Raw genomic sequence first — 14,744 nt, forward strand, 5'->3', positions numbered from 1 at the left:
CGTCATGGTTGATCGTCTCGCCATCCTGCTCGAACGCTTCGCGGTCACCGCCTCGGTGTTCCATGCCGGCGCGTTGTGCGGCATCAATACCCTGGAAGGCGAGGATGAGGCCGGCCAGCTGCACCTGGTGCGGCGGGGGCCGCTGCAGGTCAGCCATGGCCAGCAGACGGTGCAGGTCGAGGCCCCCAGCCTGTTGCTGTACCCCCGGCCGATGCCCCACCGGTTCATTACCGACCCGCAGCTTGGCGCCGACATGGCCTGCGCCAACCTGCATTTCGAAGGCGGCCGGCTCAATCCGATCAGCGCTGCGCTGCCCGATTTCATCTGCCTGCCGCTGGCCGACCTGTACGGCGGCCATGCCGCGCTGGAGCTGCTGTTCGAAGAGGCCTTCGAGCAGCGCTGCGGGCGGGCGGCAATGGTCAACCGCCTGTTCGAGGTAGTGATGATCCAGGTACTGCGCCAGCTGATGGAAGGCGGCGAGATGCGCGGTGGCCTGTTCGCCGGGCTCGGTCATCCACGCCTGCGCTTGGCGCTGGTGGCGATGCACGCAGCGCCCGCACAGGCGTGGACGCTGGAAGACCTGGCCGATGTGGCGGGCATGTCGCGCAGCGTGTTTGCGGCCAGTTTCCGCGAGGCGATGGGTACGACGCCGGGCCACTACCTGCAGGGCTGGCGGGTGGGGTTGGCCCAGCAGGCACTGCGCCAGGGCCGTCCCTTGAAGCGGATTGCCGATGACGTCGGTTACGGCAGCGAGGCCGCCCTGTCGCGCGCGTTCAAGGCACACACCGGGCAGTCGCCACGGGAATGGCGTGTGCAGGCGCGCGCCAGCGCGGCCTGATCGTCAGCCCAGCACCAGCCGGGCCAGCTTCATGCCGCCGAACAGGCCGGCCAGGCCCAGTGCCACCGAACCCCCGGCATACAATGCTGCCAGCCCATGCTGGCCGCGCTGCAGCAGCAGGCCGATCTCCAGCGCATAGGTCGAGAACGTGGTGTAGCCGCCGAGAATGCCGGTGGCCAGCAGCAGCCGCAGCTGCGGCGAGGCGCCATTGCGCAGGGCGAAGGCCTCGACCACCACGCCCATCAGCAGCGCGCCGCTGATGTTGATCAGGAAGGTCGACCAGGGCCACGGGCTGCCGACCGCGACGCGTGCGCCGATCAGGTTGCAGGCATGGCGCAGGCAGGCACCGAGGCCGCCTCCGATGAAGACCAGAAAGTAATTGTTCAATGCTTGCATCGCGTGCCTCGAGTGCGGGTTCGCAGGTCCGATGGCGAACGCCGAGGGCAGGCACGGCCTGCCGTCGACGAACACCGGGTTCGTCTTGGCAGGAGCCATCAGCCCTTCCAGGCGGTTATCGGGGAGCTCCATCCCCATCGCGGGCCATGCTACCAGCGGCAGTGCGTTTACGTCATCGAGGTCGTCAGTACGCGGGCGACCTTGCTGCGGCTGAAGCCATCCATCAGCAGCTCGAACGCGAGCAGGTCCAGCGCGGCATGGCGGCGGTGGTCGATTTCCAGCCCGTTCTCGGCCACCAGGTGGCTGACCAGCTCGTAGGCGTCCTGCCAGACATCCAGATGGGCCTGGCTGGGGATGTAGGCATTGCCGGGTTCGCCTACGCCGCGTCCGGTCACCCCGTACAGCAGTTCGCGCGCGTCCAGCTTGGCCGCATCGGCGATGCGGAACAGCTGTGCGGCCTTCACATGAGAGGCGCTCACATGGTCATTGAGCCAGTTGCTGATGGTTGCCGTTGTGGATTTGGCGGCGCGGGCCAGATCGGCCGGGCGAGGGTGCCCGGCTTTCTTCATGGCGGCGGCGAGTCGTTGGCCGAGAGTATTCATCTATGCAAGCCAGCTTAACGCGTGGAATGCCAAGAATCCTTGCCGCGAGAATAAGTCTGGTTAACAGAAGAACCGACCGTGACCGAATTCTGGAGCAAACGGCAGGTGCGTACCCGGCTGGGACTGAGGACCGATGCCGAACTGGCCCGCTTCTTTGGCATAAGCCGATCCGCAGTGTCGCAATGGCCTAAGGACCTTCCGATTCCTGCCCTGCGGCAGTACATCCTGCGTCAGCACTACCCGCAGCTGTTCCCTGAAACCGACGCGCCAGGCAGCGAATCCATCTGATCTGCGCCGTCTTTTGTCGCATCTAGCACGCTAAGCGCCATTTGCTAAGTAGACTTAGCAAAATGGGCAAATTCAATGGGTCGAAAGAACTCAATCAGTGTCGTCAATAGAAGTTCGGCGTCTGTCGGCCGGAGGGCACGTCGGGTTCAACCCATCCGGCGCCACCGGGGCAGCGTATGTAGTTTTGTGAACGATTAATAATTTCGATCACGAAAGTCGGTGCATGTAATTGACCTGTCGTGAAATCTATGACTAATTGGCATCAACCGGACGTGAAGCCCGGGAGTCTTTCAGTAGCACGCAAGTGAGTCGGTAGACCGTCAACAATGCAGAACAAGTCCAACGGAGGTCGTATGGAATACGGCATGCATGGCTTGGCTGAACGGGTACGCCGCGAACTGGAAGCCAGCTATCACAAACACGGATGCGGTCCGGCGTTCTGGGATACCTACCAGCAGGTGCTGGATCGCCTGGTCCCGCAGGGGACCGAACGCACCGAAGTCACCAACGAAATGGCGCTGATCATCGAGCAGCTGGGCATTGTCCGCCGTGCACAGCTGGTCCCGCCGCACGCCGACGGGCCGCGCTGATTCAGAGCAGGCGCCAGCCGCCGCAGGCAAGCAGCGCCAGCAGCAGAGACAGCAGGGCCAGGGTTCGCGGTCGCCACCAGCGCCGCGGTTGGCCGGTCATCACCTGCGGACTGCAGTAGCGCAGCAGCCCCCGGCCGAAACCGGACCGGTGCTGGTGCTGTGCGCAGGCTTCCAGGCAGGCGCCGCAGGCCAGGCAATCGGCCTGCGGCCCCTGGCGGATGTCCAGCTGCATCGGGCAGGCGCTGACACACGCGGCGCAGTCGGTGCAGTCACCCAGGCGGTCTGCGCTGAACGTTGGCATCGGTCCTGCCAGCAGCGGATGCGCGGCACGGAACACGTAGTCCTGCGCGGTGGTCGGGTCGAGCAGGCCACGGCCGCGACCGAGCACACCACCCAGGCCGGATGGGCGCGGTCCGCGCGGCTCGGCGCGGCGCGCGTCATACAGGACGCGCGGTGTATGGGGATCGGTCAGCAGTGGCTGCAGGCGTGCGAACGGGCACAGCGAACGGCAGACCTGCTCGCGCAGGAAGCCGGCATTGCCCCAGGTGGCAGCGGCGTAGAACAGTACCCAGAACGTTTCCCAGCCACTCCAGGCGGCGTGCGGCGCGGCGGCCACCAGCCCGGCGATCGGGCTGAACAGGCCGACAAAGGTGATTCCGGTCCACAGCGACAGCAGGCCCCATGCAAGCTGCGTGGCCGGTCGCGCCAGTGCCGCTGGCAGTGCCCGGGATACGGTGCGGCCGATCCAGTCGAAGGCACGTCGCCACAATGTCTGCGGACAGGCATGGCCGCACCAGATGCGTCCGGCCAGATGGGTGAGCAGCGCAAGGCTCACCGCCAGCACTGCCAACAGGCCGATCAGCACTCCCACATCACCCGGCCACAGCGTCCAGCCGAACAGGTCGAAGCGCCGGGCATTGATGTCCAGCAACACGGCCTGATGACCGTCCCAGCGCAACCAGGGCAGCGCATAGAACAGTGCCAGCAGGCCTGCGCTGAGGATGCCGCGCCAGTGCCGCGGGCGCGGCGTCGTGGGGCAGGGCGTACTCATCCCAGTGGCAGCTCGTCGTCGTCGTCGCTCGGCATCGGCCGTTGCAGGTACCAGGTAACCGCGCTGGACAGCGCCGTCACCGTCCAGAACATGAAAAAGCCTGCGGTATAGCCCAGCTCGCGGCTGATGGTGGTTCCCGGGAAGCTGATGGCCTGCAGGCGTAACGGATCGACGAAGGCGAAGAACACCATGCTGGCCACGCCAGCGGCGATGAAGCTGGGCCAGAGGATGGCGCCCCAATGCTGGATCAGCTGCTGGCGGCGGCTGAGGGAGGGTCTGTTCATGCTGTCCCGGATCGATAAGTGGGCGGCGCGTATACTCCGCCTGGTCCGGCGCAGCATCCGCAGGGCATGCTTCCTGCAAGCGTGCCAGCCTAGGGGCAGCGAACTGCGCCGACATTGATCTGGATCAACGGCGGTGCCGGCCGGCTGCGGCACACTGCCGGCACGCTTTGGGTACCCGATGAACGCCACGCCTCCGCCTGTCCTCCCCGTTGCCTCGCCCGAGTTGTGTACCGAGCAGGACGTGACCCGCCTGGTCCACGACTTCTATGCGCGCGTGCGCGAAGAAGAGCGGTTGGGGCCGGTGTTCGAAGCGCATGTCCACGACTGGCCGGAGCACCTGGCGCAGCTGGTCGACTTCTGGTCGGCGATGCTGCGCGCTACCCGCCGCTTCAAGGGCTCGCCGATGTCCAAGCACATGGCCATCGAGCTGGACAAGGATCTGTTCGACCGCTGGCTGGTGCTGTTCCGCATCACCACCGCCGAATGCAACAACCCGCCGATGCAGGCGCTGGCCAACGACGTGGCCGCACGCATCGGTGACACCTTCTGGAAGCGCTACCAGATGCTGCGCTGGCCGCAGGTCGGCCTGCCGGTGCTGGGCATCCCTGCCAAGGATTGATCTGGGTCAAGGCGGTCACGGCCGCCCGGCGCGATGCTGGCGCCATGGACACGTTCTCTCCCGCTGCCGGCGGCCTGGCCTGGACCTTCGACCCCGACCTGTTGCGCCGCCACGATCGGCCCGGGCCGCGCTACACCTCGTACCCGACCGCGCCGCATTTCCACGACGGCTTCGACGCGCCGGCACTGCGCCAGGCGATCGCCGACAGCAACCAGCTGGCCCGCGCGCTGTCGCTGTACGTGCACGTGCCGTTCTGCTCCAGCCCGTGCTTCTACTGCGGCTGCAACCGGGTGATCACCCGCGATCGCGGCCGTGGCCACAGCTACGTCTCGCGCGTGCTGGCCGAGGCCGACCTGCTGGCGCCGCAGTTCGAGGACGGCCGTGAGGTCATCCAGCTGCACCTGGGCGGGGGCACGCCGAACTTCCTCGAAGCCGAGGCGATGACTGCGCTGGTGGAAGGCCTGCGCCGTCGCTTCGATTTCAGCGATTCGCCACAGCGTGATTTCTCGATCGAACTGGACCCGCGCTTCATCGATACCCACGACGTCGCCATGCTGGCGCGGCTGGGTTTCAACCGCGCCAGCCTGGGCGTGCAGGACTTTGATCCGCAGGTACAGGAGTCGATCAACCGCATACAGGGCGTGCAGCAGACGCTGGATATCCTGCAAGCCTGCCGCGACAGTGGCATGCGCTCGGTCAACGTCGACCTGATCTATGGCCTTCCCGGGCAGAGCCTGGAGGGGTTCGGCCGTACCCTTGAGCGGGTGCTGGCGCTGCGCCCGGATCGCCTGGCGGTGTATGGCTACGCACACCTGCCGCACCTGTTCCGCGCACAGAAGCAGATCGACGAACGCCGCTTGCCCTCGCCGGAAGACAAGCTGGCGCTGCTGGGCCTGGCAGTGGAGAAGCTCTCCGCCGCCGGCTACCAGTACATCGGCATGGATCACTTCGCGCTGCCGGAAGAGGATCTGTCACGCGCGCAGCGTGCCGGCCAGCTGCATCGCAATTTCATGGGGTACACCACCCACGCCGATACCGATCTGCTCGGCCTGGGCGTGAGTGCGATCAGCCACATTGGTGCCACCTACAGCCAGAATCCGCGTGACCTGCCGTCGTGGGAGGACGCGGTGGACCAGGGCCAGCTGCCGGTCTGGCGCGGCGTGGCGCTGAGTGCCGACGACCAGCTGCGCGCGGAACTGATCCAGCAGCTGATGTGCCAGGGCGAGGTGGATGGCGCTGTGCTGGGCCAGCGCCACGGCGTGGATTTCGAGCGGTACTTCGCTGAAGACCTGCGGTCGGTGCAGCGGCTGCAGGAGGACGGCCTGGCGGAGTACCGCGAGGGCGTGGTGCGTGCCAGCGAGCCGGGACGGCCGCTGCTGCGGCTGCTGGCGATGTGCTTCGATCCGTACCTGCGCGCGGCGCATGAGCAGCCGCGCTACTCGCGTGCGATCTGAAAACTCAGCGCTTCTTGCCGAAGCCGCGCTCCGGATGCCTGGCCGCCATGCCGCCGCTGGCGGTGGTACGCCAGTTGCCGCTCAGGTCCTGCACGCTGGTCGAGTACGAACCATCGCTGTACTCGGTGCGCCACCTGCCACTCAGGTCGCGTGTGCTGGTCGAGCGGGCACCGTTGCTGTACTGGGTGATGATCCTGCCACTCAGATCGGTGGTGGTGTCGGAGTAGCTGCCGTCGCTGTAGGTGGTGCGCTTGCGTCCGCTGAGATCGGTCGTGGTGACTGAGCGGCTGCCGTTGCTGTGCTCGGCGATCACGCGTTTGGACAGGTCACGGGTGATGCGGGTGGACGAACCATCGCTGTGGCGGATGTCCATGCTGCCATCGCGATTGCGACGGGTATCGGAGTGCGACTGAGCCAACGCCGGAAGACTGGCGGTGCAGAGCAGGGCAAGCATCAGGACAGAAAGCTTCATGTGCGGGTTCCTTGTGCAATGCCCCGAAGGGCGGACGCCATCCTGCGCTGCGATGTTGGTGCCCGGAGCCGGAATCGAACCGGCATGGGGTTGCCCCCGGCGGATTTTAAGTCCGATGCGTCTACCAGTTTCGCCATCCGGGCCTGCAACGCGGCGCCGATTGTAGCCCACCCGCAGGGCTGCGACCCGATTGTGCAGGGTGGGTGGCGTGCTTAACTGTCGTTCCTATTCATGTCATAGTTCCAGCCATCGTTCCCAGGGGGGGAGCCATCTGATGTCGCTACACGCGATTGCCTATGCCAGTGAGGCCCGTGCCGATCTGCAGACAACCGATCTTGATCGCCTGTTGGCCGATGCCACGGCATTCAATCGCGTAGCGGGTGTCACCGGTGTCCTGATGTTCGATGGCACGCGTTTCCTGCAGTACCTGGAAGGCCCCGAAGATGGCATCGATTCGGTGTTCCAGCGCATCGTCAATGCCCGCAGCCATGGACAGGTGAAGATGTTGTGCCGCGCGCCGGTGCTGCAGCGGGCGTTTCCGCGATGGTCGATGGGTACCCGCAGGATCGAGGCAGACCTGCTGACACAGATCGTCGAGGCGGCTTGGCCGGGCTTCCTGCTTGGCAGCGGTGGCTTCGAACGCCTGCTGCAGGCCTGGACCGGCGCAGACGGCGAGCTCGAGCCGGCGGCGGTCGCGCTGGGTTCCTGAGCCAGTCTGGGCGACGCCTGTCCGATTTCAGTCGTATCACCTCCGGTTCAACAGTGGAAGCCGCTCATGAAGCAGGGGTGCCGGCGATGGCCCAGGCCCGTCTAAAGGCGATCGCCTGCAAACCCGGCAGACGGGCAGCGCGGTAGACTCGGGGGCAGTTGCAACCGAGGAAAGCCATGCACCGGTATATCGTCTACCTGCTCGCCATCCTGATGTTCCCGATATGCCTGTGGCTGGCCACGATCTGGCCGGCCTGGTACTGGGGCGTCGGCCTGACTGCCGCGATGGTGGCGCTGGGGACCTGGGATCTGCTGCAGAAGCGCAGCACGCTGCGCCGCAACTATCCGGTGATGGCGCATTTCCGCTATGGCCTGGAGTCGATCGGCCCGGAGATCCGCCAGTACTTCGTGCAGAGCGACCTGGAAGACGTGCCGTTCTCGCGGCAACAGCGGGCGTTGATCTACCAGCGCGCCAAGAACGAGATGGACACGGTGCCGTTCGGTACCCTGCGCAGCACCTATGCGGTGGACTACGAGTGGATCAACCATTCGCTGGCGCCCACGTCCATTGCCAAGCATGATTTTCGCGTGCTGATCGGCGCCAACTGCGCCAAGCCCTATTCGGCCAGCGTGTTCAACATTTCGGCGATGAGCTTCGGCTCGCTGTCGGCCAATGCAATCCGTGCGCTGAACGAAGGCGCGCGCCGCGGTGGCTTCTACCACGACACCGGCGAAGGCTCGATCTCGCCCTACCACCGCGAGATGGGCGGCGATCTGGTCTGGGAAATCGGCTCGGGCTATTTCGGTTGCCGTGATGAGAAGGGTGCCTTCAGCGAAGAGCGCTTCGTCGCCAACGCCACCCACGACCAGGTCAGGATGATCGAGATCAAGCTGTCACAGGGCGCCAAGCCGGGCCACGGTGGCGTGCTGCCGGCACCGAAGGTGACTGCTGAGATCTCGGTGACCCGTGGCGTGCCGATGGGCGTGGACTGCGTGTCGCCGTCGCGTCACTCGGCGTTCTCGACGCCCGTCGAACTGCTGCAGTTCGTCGCGCGCCTGCGCGGGTTGTCCGGTGGCAAACCGGTGGGTTTCAAGCTGGCCATCGGCCACCCCTGGGAATGGTTCGGTATCGCCAAGGCGATGCAGGAAACCGGTCTGCTTCCCGACTTCATCGTGGTCGACGGTGCCGAGGGTGGCACCGGTGCGGCACCGGCCGAGTTCGTCGACCACGTCGGCGTGCCGATGCACGAAGCGCTGCTGCTGGTGCACAACACGCTGGTCGGGCTGGATCTGCGTGAGCGCATCCGCATCGGCGCGGCCGGCAAGATCACCAGTGCATTCGACATCGCGCGCACCATCGCACTGGGCGCCGACTGGTGCAATGCCGGGCGTGGCTTCATGTTCGCGCTGGGTTGCATCCAGTCGTTGAGCTGCCACACCGACAAGTGCCCGACCGGTATTGCCACCCAGAACCCGGCGCGCTGGAAGCATCTGGACGCACCAGACAAGGCCACGCGCGTGCACAGCTACCACGAGCACACACTGCATGCCTTGAAGGAACTGCTGTGCGCGGCCGGCCTGAACGATCCGGCCGAACTGGGGCCTGAGCACATCCTGCGTCGCGTTTCGCCGGTCGAGATCCGTTCGCTTGCCTCCTTGTACCGCTACCTGGAACCGGGCGAGCTGCTGCACAAGGTGCCCGACCACGCGGTGTTCCATGCGTTCTGGGCCGATGCGCGCAGCGACTCGTTCCAGCCGCCGTCGAAGATCCAGGCACTGCGCGCCAGCAAGTCGCGGTAGCTGCCGTTGTAGAGTCGAGCCATGCTCGACTGCGTGTCTGGAACGAAGAACAGTCGAGCAAGCTCGACTCTACAAGGAGATGTCATGCAGTTCAGAACAGGCACGGCCGACGATGTAGCCACGCTGTGGGCGCTGCGTACGCGGTGCGTGCGCGAGACCTGCAGCAGCCATTACCCGCCGGAGGTGATCGCGCCCTGGTCGGCCTCGCCACCGCCGTCGCAGTACGCGCGGCTGCTGGGGCAGGGCGGTTGCGTGGTGGCCGAGGATGCGCAGGGCGCCCTGCTCGGCTTCGGCGTGTTCGATACCGATGCCAATGAAATCGATGCGTTGTTCGTTGATCCGGACCGGGGTGGCAAGGGGATCGGCCAGGCCCTGATGCAGCGCCTGCTGGCGATGGCCGACCGTGAGCGCGACGTGGTGTTGTCGGCCTCGCTCAATGCCGTGCCGTTCTATCAACGGCAGGGCTTCATTGCCGAGCGCGAGGAAGCCTACCCGCATCCCAGCGGCGTGGCGCTGGCCTCGGTGAGCATGCGCCGGCCATGGTGAGCGCCCGGCAATTGCAGAGTCGAGCCATGCTCGACTGCTTTATCGCCTGAATCAAATGCAGTCGAGCATGGCTCGGCTCTACAGTTCGGGCGTCACCGCCCGGCCAACCATCCGATCACGCCTTCCGCCGCACGCAGGCCGCTGGCGTAGCAGGCAGTAAGAAGGTAGCCGCCGGTCGGGGCCTCCCAATCGAGCATCTCGCCTGCACAGAACACGCCGGGCAACGCCCGCAGCATCAGGCCATCATCCAGTGCATCCAGGCGTACGCCACCGGCCGTGCTGATCACTTCGGCCATTGGTCGTGGCCGCAGCAGGCGCAACGGCAGCCGCTTGAGCGTGGAGGCCACGGCAGGCAGATCATTGCCGGCCTCCTTGCCGAGGATCTCGAACACCAGCGCCGCCTTCACCGCATCCAGGCCGGCCTGCCGGCGCAGGTGCTCGCCGAAGCTGCGGCCCTTGCGCGGGCGCGACAGGTCGGCCAGCAGGCGTGCCTCGTCGCGGCCCGGCACCAGATCCAGCCACAGCATGGCGTGTCCATCGCGATTGATGGTCTCGCGCAGGTCAGCCGCCAGCGCGTAGATCAGGCTGCCTTCGATACCGTACTCGCTGGCCACGCATTCGCCCTGCAGCGACTGCGGCTGGCCGGCCAGGTCGATCCAGTGCGCGACCACCGGCTTCAACGGTGCGCCGGCATTGCGCTGGGCGAAGAACGGCGTCCAATCCACGTCGAAACCGCAATTGGCCGACTGCAGGGGCGCAATGTCCACGCCACGCGCCTGCAGAGGCGCGACCCAGGCGCCGTCACTGCCCAGCTGCGGCCAGCTGCCGCCGCCCATCGCCAGCACCGTGGCATCGGCGTGGACATCGATCTCGCCTGCTTCGGTGGCGAAGCGCAGCGCGCCGTCGTCGTTCCAGCCGATCCAGCGATGGTTGGCATGCAGGCGTACGCCCTGTTCCTTCAGCCGGCGCACCCAGCCGCGCAGCAGTGGCGCGGCCTTGCGGTCGACCGGGAACACGCGGCCGGAGCTGCCCACGTAGGTCTCCACACCGAAACCGGCGGCCCAGTCACGCAGCGCCTGCGCGTCGAAGCCGTCCAGCCACTGGCCGACGGCAGTCGCCTGCTCGCGGTAACGGCTGTCGAACAGCGGCCGCGGATCGGAATGGGTGAGGTTGAGCCCGCCCTTGCCGGCAATCAGGAACTTACGGCCGGGCGAACCCTTGGCCTCGTACAGGTCGACGTCCAGCCCGGCCGCACGCAGGCGCTCGGCGGCGAACAGGCCGGCCGGGCCACCGCCGATCACGGCGACCCGACACTGCGCTGCGGTATTACGGTTTGACATCGAGCAGCTCGACGTCGAACACCAGCGACGAGCCGGCCGGAATCGGACCGACCCGGCGGTCGCCGTAGCCGTAGTCCGGGGGGATCATCAACGTGCGCTTGCCGCCGACCTTCATGCCGGCCACGCCTTCATCCCAGCCGCGGATGACCTGGCCGGCGCCGAGTGCGAAAGTGAACGGTTCGCCACGGCTGACCGAGCTGTCGAAGGTCTTGCCGTGCTTGGTCTCGGTGCGGTTGTCGTAGATCCAGCCGGTGTAGTGCACGGTGACCTTGCTGCCGGCGACAGCCTCGGCACCGGTGCCGGGCACGCTGTCGATGCGCTCAAAGGTGGTCAGGGTGCCGCCCGGCGGTGGGCCGGAGGGCCCGGTCGAGCAGCCAGCGGCGGCGAGGGACAGCAGCAGGGGAAGCAGCAGGCGGCGCATCGGGCGTCTCCGGAAGGGCGCAGGGCGAGGGCGGCAAGGGTAGCGCATCGGTGCCGGGTATCATGGGGGCATGGCAAAACTTCTGCTCAATCTGCGCAACGTCGGCGACGACGAATATGCCGATGTCTGCACGCTGCTGGATCAGCATGGCATCGCCTGGTATCGCACCGAACCCAGCCCCTGGGGTATCTCCAACGGCGGTCTGTGGCTGCGCGAGGATGCCGATCATCCGCGTGCGAAGGCGCTGATGGCCGAGTATCAGGCCGCGCGCGGCGAGCGCGTGCGTGCAGAGCGCGAGCAGGCGCTGCGCGACGGCACGGCGGAGACCTTCGGCAGCCTGTTGCGGCGGCGCCCGGTGTTCGTGGTGCTGGTGCTGCTGGGGATGGCGGGCGCGGCGGCGCTGGTGCTGCTGCCGTTCATGCTGTTGCGGGGGTAAAGGGGGCTTCCTGCCGGGTTGCACCCGGCACCCGGCACCCGCAGAAGCAACGGCAACGGCAAAAGCTGGATTCCGTGGGATGGCGCGGCGGTGTGGGCAGGCGGGGGACGGCAAAAACTGCTCCTGCGTGCCTCGTAGAGCGCCATCCATGGCGCTCTGCGCCCCCGCCTGCCCACACCGCCCCGCCCCTGACAGGTTCATGAGCTTTGTAGATCCACGCGGTGCGTGGATGAACGGGCAAGTCTGCTCCTGGGATGGTCTGGCGCTAAAATGGCGGGATGATCGCCAATACCGCCGCCTACCATTTCGCCGTCATCGACGCTCCCCAGGTCCTGTGCGACCAGCTGCTGGCGCGGGCCGAGGCGGCTGGGCTGCGGGGCACGATCCTGGTGGCGGGCGAGGGGCTGAACCTGTTCCTGGCCGGTGCGCCGAAGTCGGTCGAGGGCTTCTATGCGGCGCTGCACGCCGATGCGCGTTTTGCCGATATGCGGGTCAAGACCAGCCTCAGCGAGCACCAGCCATTTGCGCGGCTGAAGGCCAAGGTGAAGGACGAGATCATCAGCTTCCGCCGCGATGACGGCCAGCCGCTGGAGTACCCGCGCGCTCCGGCGGTCGATCCGGCCACGGTGCAGCGCTGGCTGCGGCAGGGCCACGATGACGTCGGCAAGCCGGTGGTGATGCTCGACACCCGCAACCTGCAGGAAGTGGAGTACGGCACCTTCAAGGATGCGCTGGTGCTGCCCATCCACAAGTTCACCGACCTGCCCGAGGCGCTGGCGCCGCACCGCGAGGCGTTGAAGGGCAGCACCGTGGTCAGCTTCTGCACCGGCGGTATCCGCTGCGAGAAGGCCGCACTGTGGATGGTCAACGACGGCATGGACAACGTGCTGCAGCTCGACGGCGGCATCCTCGGCTATTTCGAGGACGTCGGTGGCGAGGGCTACGAAGGCCGCTGTTTCGTGTTCGACGAGCGCGTGGCGCTGGATGCCGAGCTGAAGCCGATGGTCGACCAGCCACTGCCCGAGCCGCGCCCCAGCGCGTTCTGACTACACATTGGTAGAGCCGGCCGCTGGCCGGCTGCAAGGGCTGTCTGTCTGCCGGCCAGCGGCCGGCACTACCCGACACGCGTGGCGCCCCGGGCCATGTCCGGCGGGCTCTGAACCCATTCCGCAGGAATCAGCATCCCGCCACCGTCACTGGCCGCCGCGCCTGGCCGACCCCATGCATGGGAAATCCTGTGACGGAAAACCGCTGATGATCCCGTTGTCGATTCTCGACCTGGCCCCGGTCTGCGAGGGCAGTGACACCACCGCCGCCTTCGCCAACATGCTGGAACTGGCCCAGCACGCCGATGCGCTGGGCTACCGCCGCTACTGGCTGGCCGAACACCACAACATGCCCGGCATCGCCAGCGCGGCCACGGCCGTGCTGATCGGCCACGTCGCCGGTGGCACCAAGCGCATCCGCGTCGGTGCCGGCGGCATCATGCTGCCCAACCACGCGCCGCTGCAGGTGGCCGAACAGTTCGGTACGCTGGCCTCGCTGTATCCCGACCGCATCGACCTAGGCCTGGGTCGGGCGCCCGGCACCGACCAGCCCACCGCACGCGCCCTGCGCCGCTACTTCGACAGTGCCGACCAGTTCCCGCAGGACGTGCGCGAGCTGCTGCACTACTTCGAGCCGGTGCAACCCGGCCAGCCCGTGCAGGCGGTTCCCGGCGGCGGCCTGCGCGTACCGACCTGGATCCTGGGTTCGAGCCTGTTCGGTGCGCGCATGGCCGCTTCGATGGGCCTGCCGTACGCGTTCGCCTCGCATTTCGCTCCGGACGTGATGGACGAAGCGCTGGCGGTCTATCGCCGCGAGTTCCGCCCCTCGGCCACGCTGAAGCAGCCGCACGCGATGCTGGCGCTGAACGTCGTTGCCAGCGACAGCGAAGCCGAGTCGCGCCGCCTGTTCACCAGCCAGCAGCAGAGTTTCGTCAACCTGCGGCGCGGTCGCCCGGGCAAGATCCCGGCACCGATCGACGACATCGAAACCTTCTGGGAACCGCATGAAAAGCTGGGCGTGGAGCGGGCATTGGCCTGCACCGTGTTGGGTGATCCGCAGCAGGTGGCCGACGGCATCGCCGCCTTCGTCGAACGGCACGCGCCCGACGAACTGATGCTCACCGCCAACCTGTATGACCACCGTGCGCGCCTGCGTTCGTTCGAACTGGCGATGCACGCCTGGCACGCTCGCCACGCGGGCTGAACACTTGCGTCACGGGCTGTTGCAGCCACACCGCGTCTGATGGGGGCTCATCCCAATGGAGCCCCCCCATGGCCGATACCCGCGCCGAACACATCGCCCAGCTGGCCGAACTGATCAAGGACGTGGAGGTGGCGATGTTCACCACCACCGGGGTGGATGGCCGCCTCTACAGCCGGCCGCTGGCCACCCAGCAGGTCGCGTTCGGCGGTGACCTGTGGTTCGTCATCACCGCCGACAGCCCGAAGGTGGCCGAGATCGCACTCGATCCGCGGGTGAACGTGGCCTATGCCTCGCCCTCGAAGAACACGTATGTGTCGGTGTCCGGTCGCGCTCGCGTGGTGGATGATCGCGCGAAGATCGAGGAACTGTGGTCGCCTGCGATGAAGCTGTTCTTCCCTGGCGGCAAGGAGGATCCCAACCTGCGCCTGATCCATGTGCGGGCCGATTCGGCCGAGTACTGGGATGGCCCGGGTACGCTGCTGGGCAAGGCGCTGACGTTCGTGCTGTCGGCGGTGCAGGACGAACCGGCGGCGTTGGCCGACAACGGGTTCATCGACCTGCGCTGATGACCGATGTCCGGTACTGGTAGTGCCGGCCGCTGGCCGGCAATCCTGCAAACGTGGCAGCCGGCCAGCGGCCGGCCCTACCG

General features: G+C 66.7%; 19 protein-coding genes, 1 tRNA gene and 1 riboswitch. Of the genes, 12 read left to right on the top strand and 8 right to left on the bottom strand.

The genetic code is table 11. The features are described from left to right. The first annotated feature begins 4 nt into the window (after positions 1–4). Positions 5–838 carry an AraC family transcriptional regulator gene (locus VN11_RS07720; RefSeq protein WP_053449324.1) on the top strand — a complete coding sequence of 278 codons (834 nt, stop codon included), beginning with the start codon at positions 5–7 and terminating at the stop codon, positions 836–838. A 3-nt stretch (positions 839–841) separates the two neighbouring features. On the opposite strand, the gene crcB is transcribed toward VN11_RS07720, so the two are convergent. Further along, positions 842–1,234: a fluoride efflux transporter CrcB gene (gene crcB, locus VN11_RS07725; RefSeq protein WP_006430497.1), complete on the bottom strand. Its 393-nt coding sequence runs from the start codon at positions 1,232–1,234 to the stop codon at positions 842–844. Positions 1,235–1,316: 82 nt separating this feature from the next. After that, positions 1,317–1,379: riboswitch (Fluoride riboswitch) on the bottom strand. A gap of 22 nt (positions 1,380–1,401) precedes the next feature. Next, positions 1,402–1,803 carry an XRE family transcriptional regulator gene (locus tag VN11_RS07730; protein ID WP_040008084.1) on the bottom strand — a complete coding sequence of 134 codons (402 nt, stop codon included), beginning with the start codon at positions 1,801–1,803 and terminating at the stop codon, positions 1,402–1,404. 111 nt (positions 1,804–1,914) lie between these two features. On the opposite strand from VN11_RS07730, the gene VN11_RS21755 reads away from it, so the two are divergent. Next, positions 1,915–2,124 carry a hypothetical protein gene (locus tag VN11_RS21755; protein ID WP_080374889.1) on the top strand — a complete coding sequence of 70 codons (210 nt, stop codon included), beginning with the start codon at positions 1,915–1,917 and terminating at the stop codon, positions 2,122–2,124. 353 nt (positions 2,125–2,477) lie between these two features. Continuing rightward, positions 2,478–2,714, top strand: a complete 237-nt coding sequence (locus VN11_RS07735; protein WP_008267971.1) for a hypothetical protein — start codon at positions 2,478–2,480, stop codon at positions 2,712–2,714. Between the two features lies 1 nt (position 2,715). Here the strand turns inward: VN11_RS07735 and VN11_RS07740 are convergent, their stop codons facing one another. Both VN11_RS07740 and VN11_RS07745 read right to left on the bottom strand, forming a co-directional pair. Then, complete coding sequence (locus VN11_RS07740) at positions 2,716–3,765, bottom strand: 4Fe-4S dicluster domain-containing protein (RefSeq protein WP_053449325.1); 1,050 nt, start codon at positions 3,763–3,765, stop codon at positions 2,716–2,718. Continuing rightward, complete coding sequence (locus VN11_RS07745; RefSeq protein ID WP_053449326.1) at positions 3,762–4,049, bottom strand: hypothetical protein; 288 nt, start codon at positions 4,047–4,049, stop codon at positions 3,762–3,764. The genes VN11_RS07740 and VN11_RS07745 overlap by 4 nt, the downstream gene beginning before the upstream one ends. A 178-nt stretch (positions 4,050–4,227) precedes the next feature. On the opposite strand from VN11_RS07745, the gene VN11_RS07750 reads away from it, so the two are divergent. Together VN11_RS07750 and hemN are read left to right on the top strand one after the other, a co-directional pair. Further along, positions 4,228–4,668, top strand: a complete 441-nt coding sequence (locus VN11_RS07750; RefSeq protein WP_053451278.1) for a group III truncated hemoglobin — start codon at positions 4,228–4,230, stop codon at positions 4,666–4,668. Between the two features lie 44 nt (positions 4,669–4,712). After that, positions 4,713–6,122, top strand: coding sequence for an oxygen-independent coproporphyrinogen III oxidase (gene hemN, locus VN11_RS07755; RefSeq protein WP_053451279.1), 1,410 nt, complete (start codon positions 4,713–4,715; stop codon positions 6,120–6,122). Between the two features lie 4 nt (positions 6,123–6,126). Here hemN and VN11_RS07760 read toward each other — a convergent pair whose 3' ends face one another. Next, complete coding sequence (locus tag VN11_RS07760) at positions 6,127–6,594, bottom strand: hypothetical protein (protein WP_053449327.1); 468 nt, start codon at positions 6,592–6,594, stop codon at positions 6,127–6,129. A 56-nt stretch (positions 6,595–6,650) separates the two neighbouring features. Beyond that, a tRNA-Leu gene (locus VN11_RS07765) sits at positions 6,651–6,737 on the bottom strand. A gap of 131 nt (positions 6,738–6,868) precedes the next feature. Here VN11_RS07765 and VN11_RS07770 point away from each other — a divergent pair. The 3 genes from VN11_RS07770 to VN11_RS07780 all read left to right on the top strand — a co-directional run bounded on the left by VN11_RS07770 (position 6,869) and on the right by VN11_RS07780 (position 9,648). Continuing rightward, positions 6,869–7,303, top strand: coding sequence for a BLUF domain-containing protein (locus VN11_RS07770; protein WP_053449328.1), 435 nt, complete (start codon positions 6,869–6,871; stop codon positions 7,301–7,303). Between the two features lie 176 nt (positions 7,304–7,479). Then, positions 7,480–9,102, top strand: coding sequence for an FMN-binding glutamate synthase family protein (locus VN11_RS07775; RefSeq protein ID WP_053449329.1), 1,623 nt, complete (start codon positions 7,480–7,482; stop codon positions 9,100–9,102). Between the two features lie 84 nt (positions 9,103–9,186). After that, a complete protein-coding gene (locus VN11_RS07780) occupies positions 9,187–9,648 on the top strand; it encodes a GNAT family N-acetyltransferase (protein ID WP_053449330.1) in 462 nt (153 codons plus the stop codon). A 92-nt stretch (positions 9,649–9,740) separates the two neighbouring features. Here VN11_RS07780 and VN11_RS07785 read toward each other — a convergent pair whose 3' ends face one another. Continuing rightward, a complete protein-coding gene (locus VN11_RS07785) occupies positions 9,741–10,988 on the bottom strand; it encodes a TIGR03862 family flavoprotein (RefSeq protein WP_053449331.1) in 1,248 nt (415 codons plus the stop codon). Continuing rightward, entirely contained in the window at positions 10,975–11,409 is a 435-nt protein-coding gene (locus tag VN11_RS07790) for an FKBP-type peptidyl-prolyl cis-trans isomerase (RefSeq protein ID WP_053449332.1), read from the bottom strand. The genes VN11_RS07785 and VN11_RS07790 overlap by 14 nt, the downstream gene beginning before the upstream one ends. A 70-nt stretch (positions 11,410–11,479) precedes the next feature. On the opposite strand from VN11_RS07790, the gene VN11_RS07795 reads away from it, so the two are divergent. From VN11_RS07795 to VN11_RS07810, 4 genes are all read left to right on the top strand, one after another. Continuing rightward, the gene (locus VN11_RS07795; RefSeq protein ID WP_049456388.1) at positions 11,480–11,845 is read left to right on the top strand and encodes a DUF6164 family protein; all 366 of its coding nucleotides are present in this window, start codon (positions 11,480–11,482) and stop codon (positions 11,843–11,845) included. A gap of 278 nt (positions 11,846–12,123) precedes the next feature. After that, positions 12,124–12,891 (top strand): sulfurtransferase, encoded by a 768-nt coding sequence (locus VN11_RS07800; protein WP_053449333.1) that lies wholly within the window; start codon positions 12,124–12,126, stop codon positions 12,889–12,891. Positions 12,892–13,099: 208 nt separating this feature from the next. Continuing rightward, positions 13,100–14,095, top strand: coding sequence for an LLM class flavin-dependent oxidoreductase (locus VN11_RS07805; protein ID WP_053449334.1), 996 nt, complete (start codon positions 13,100–13,102; stop codon positions 14,093–14,095). A gap of 68 nt (positions 14,096–14,163) precedes the next feature. After that, on the top strand, positions 14,164–14,661 hold the full coding sequence (locus tag VN11_RS07810; protein ID WP_053449335.1) for a pyridoxamine 5'-phosphate oxidase family protein: 498 nt from the start codon (positions 14,164–14,166) through the stop codon (positions 14,659–14,661). Positions 14,662–14,744 lie beyond the last annotated feature (83 nt).

Origin of the sequence: Stenotrophomonas maltophilia (genome assembly GCF_001274595.1) — a bacterium.
Taxonomy (GTDB): Bacteria; Pseudomonadota; Gammaproteobacteria; order Xanthomonadales; family Xanthomonadaceae; genus Stenotrophomonas; species Stenotrophomonas forensis.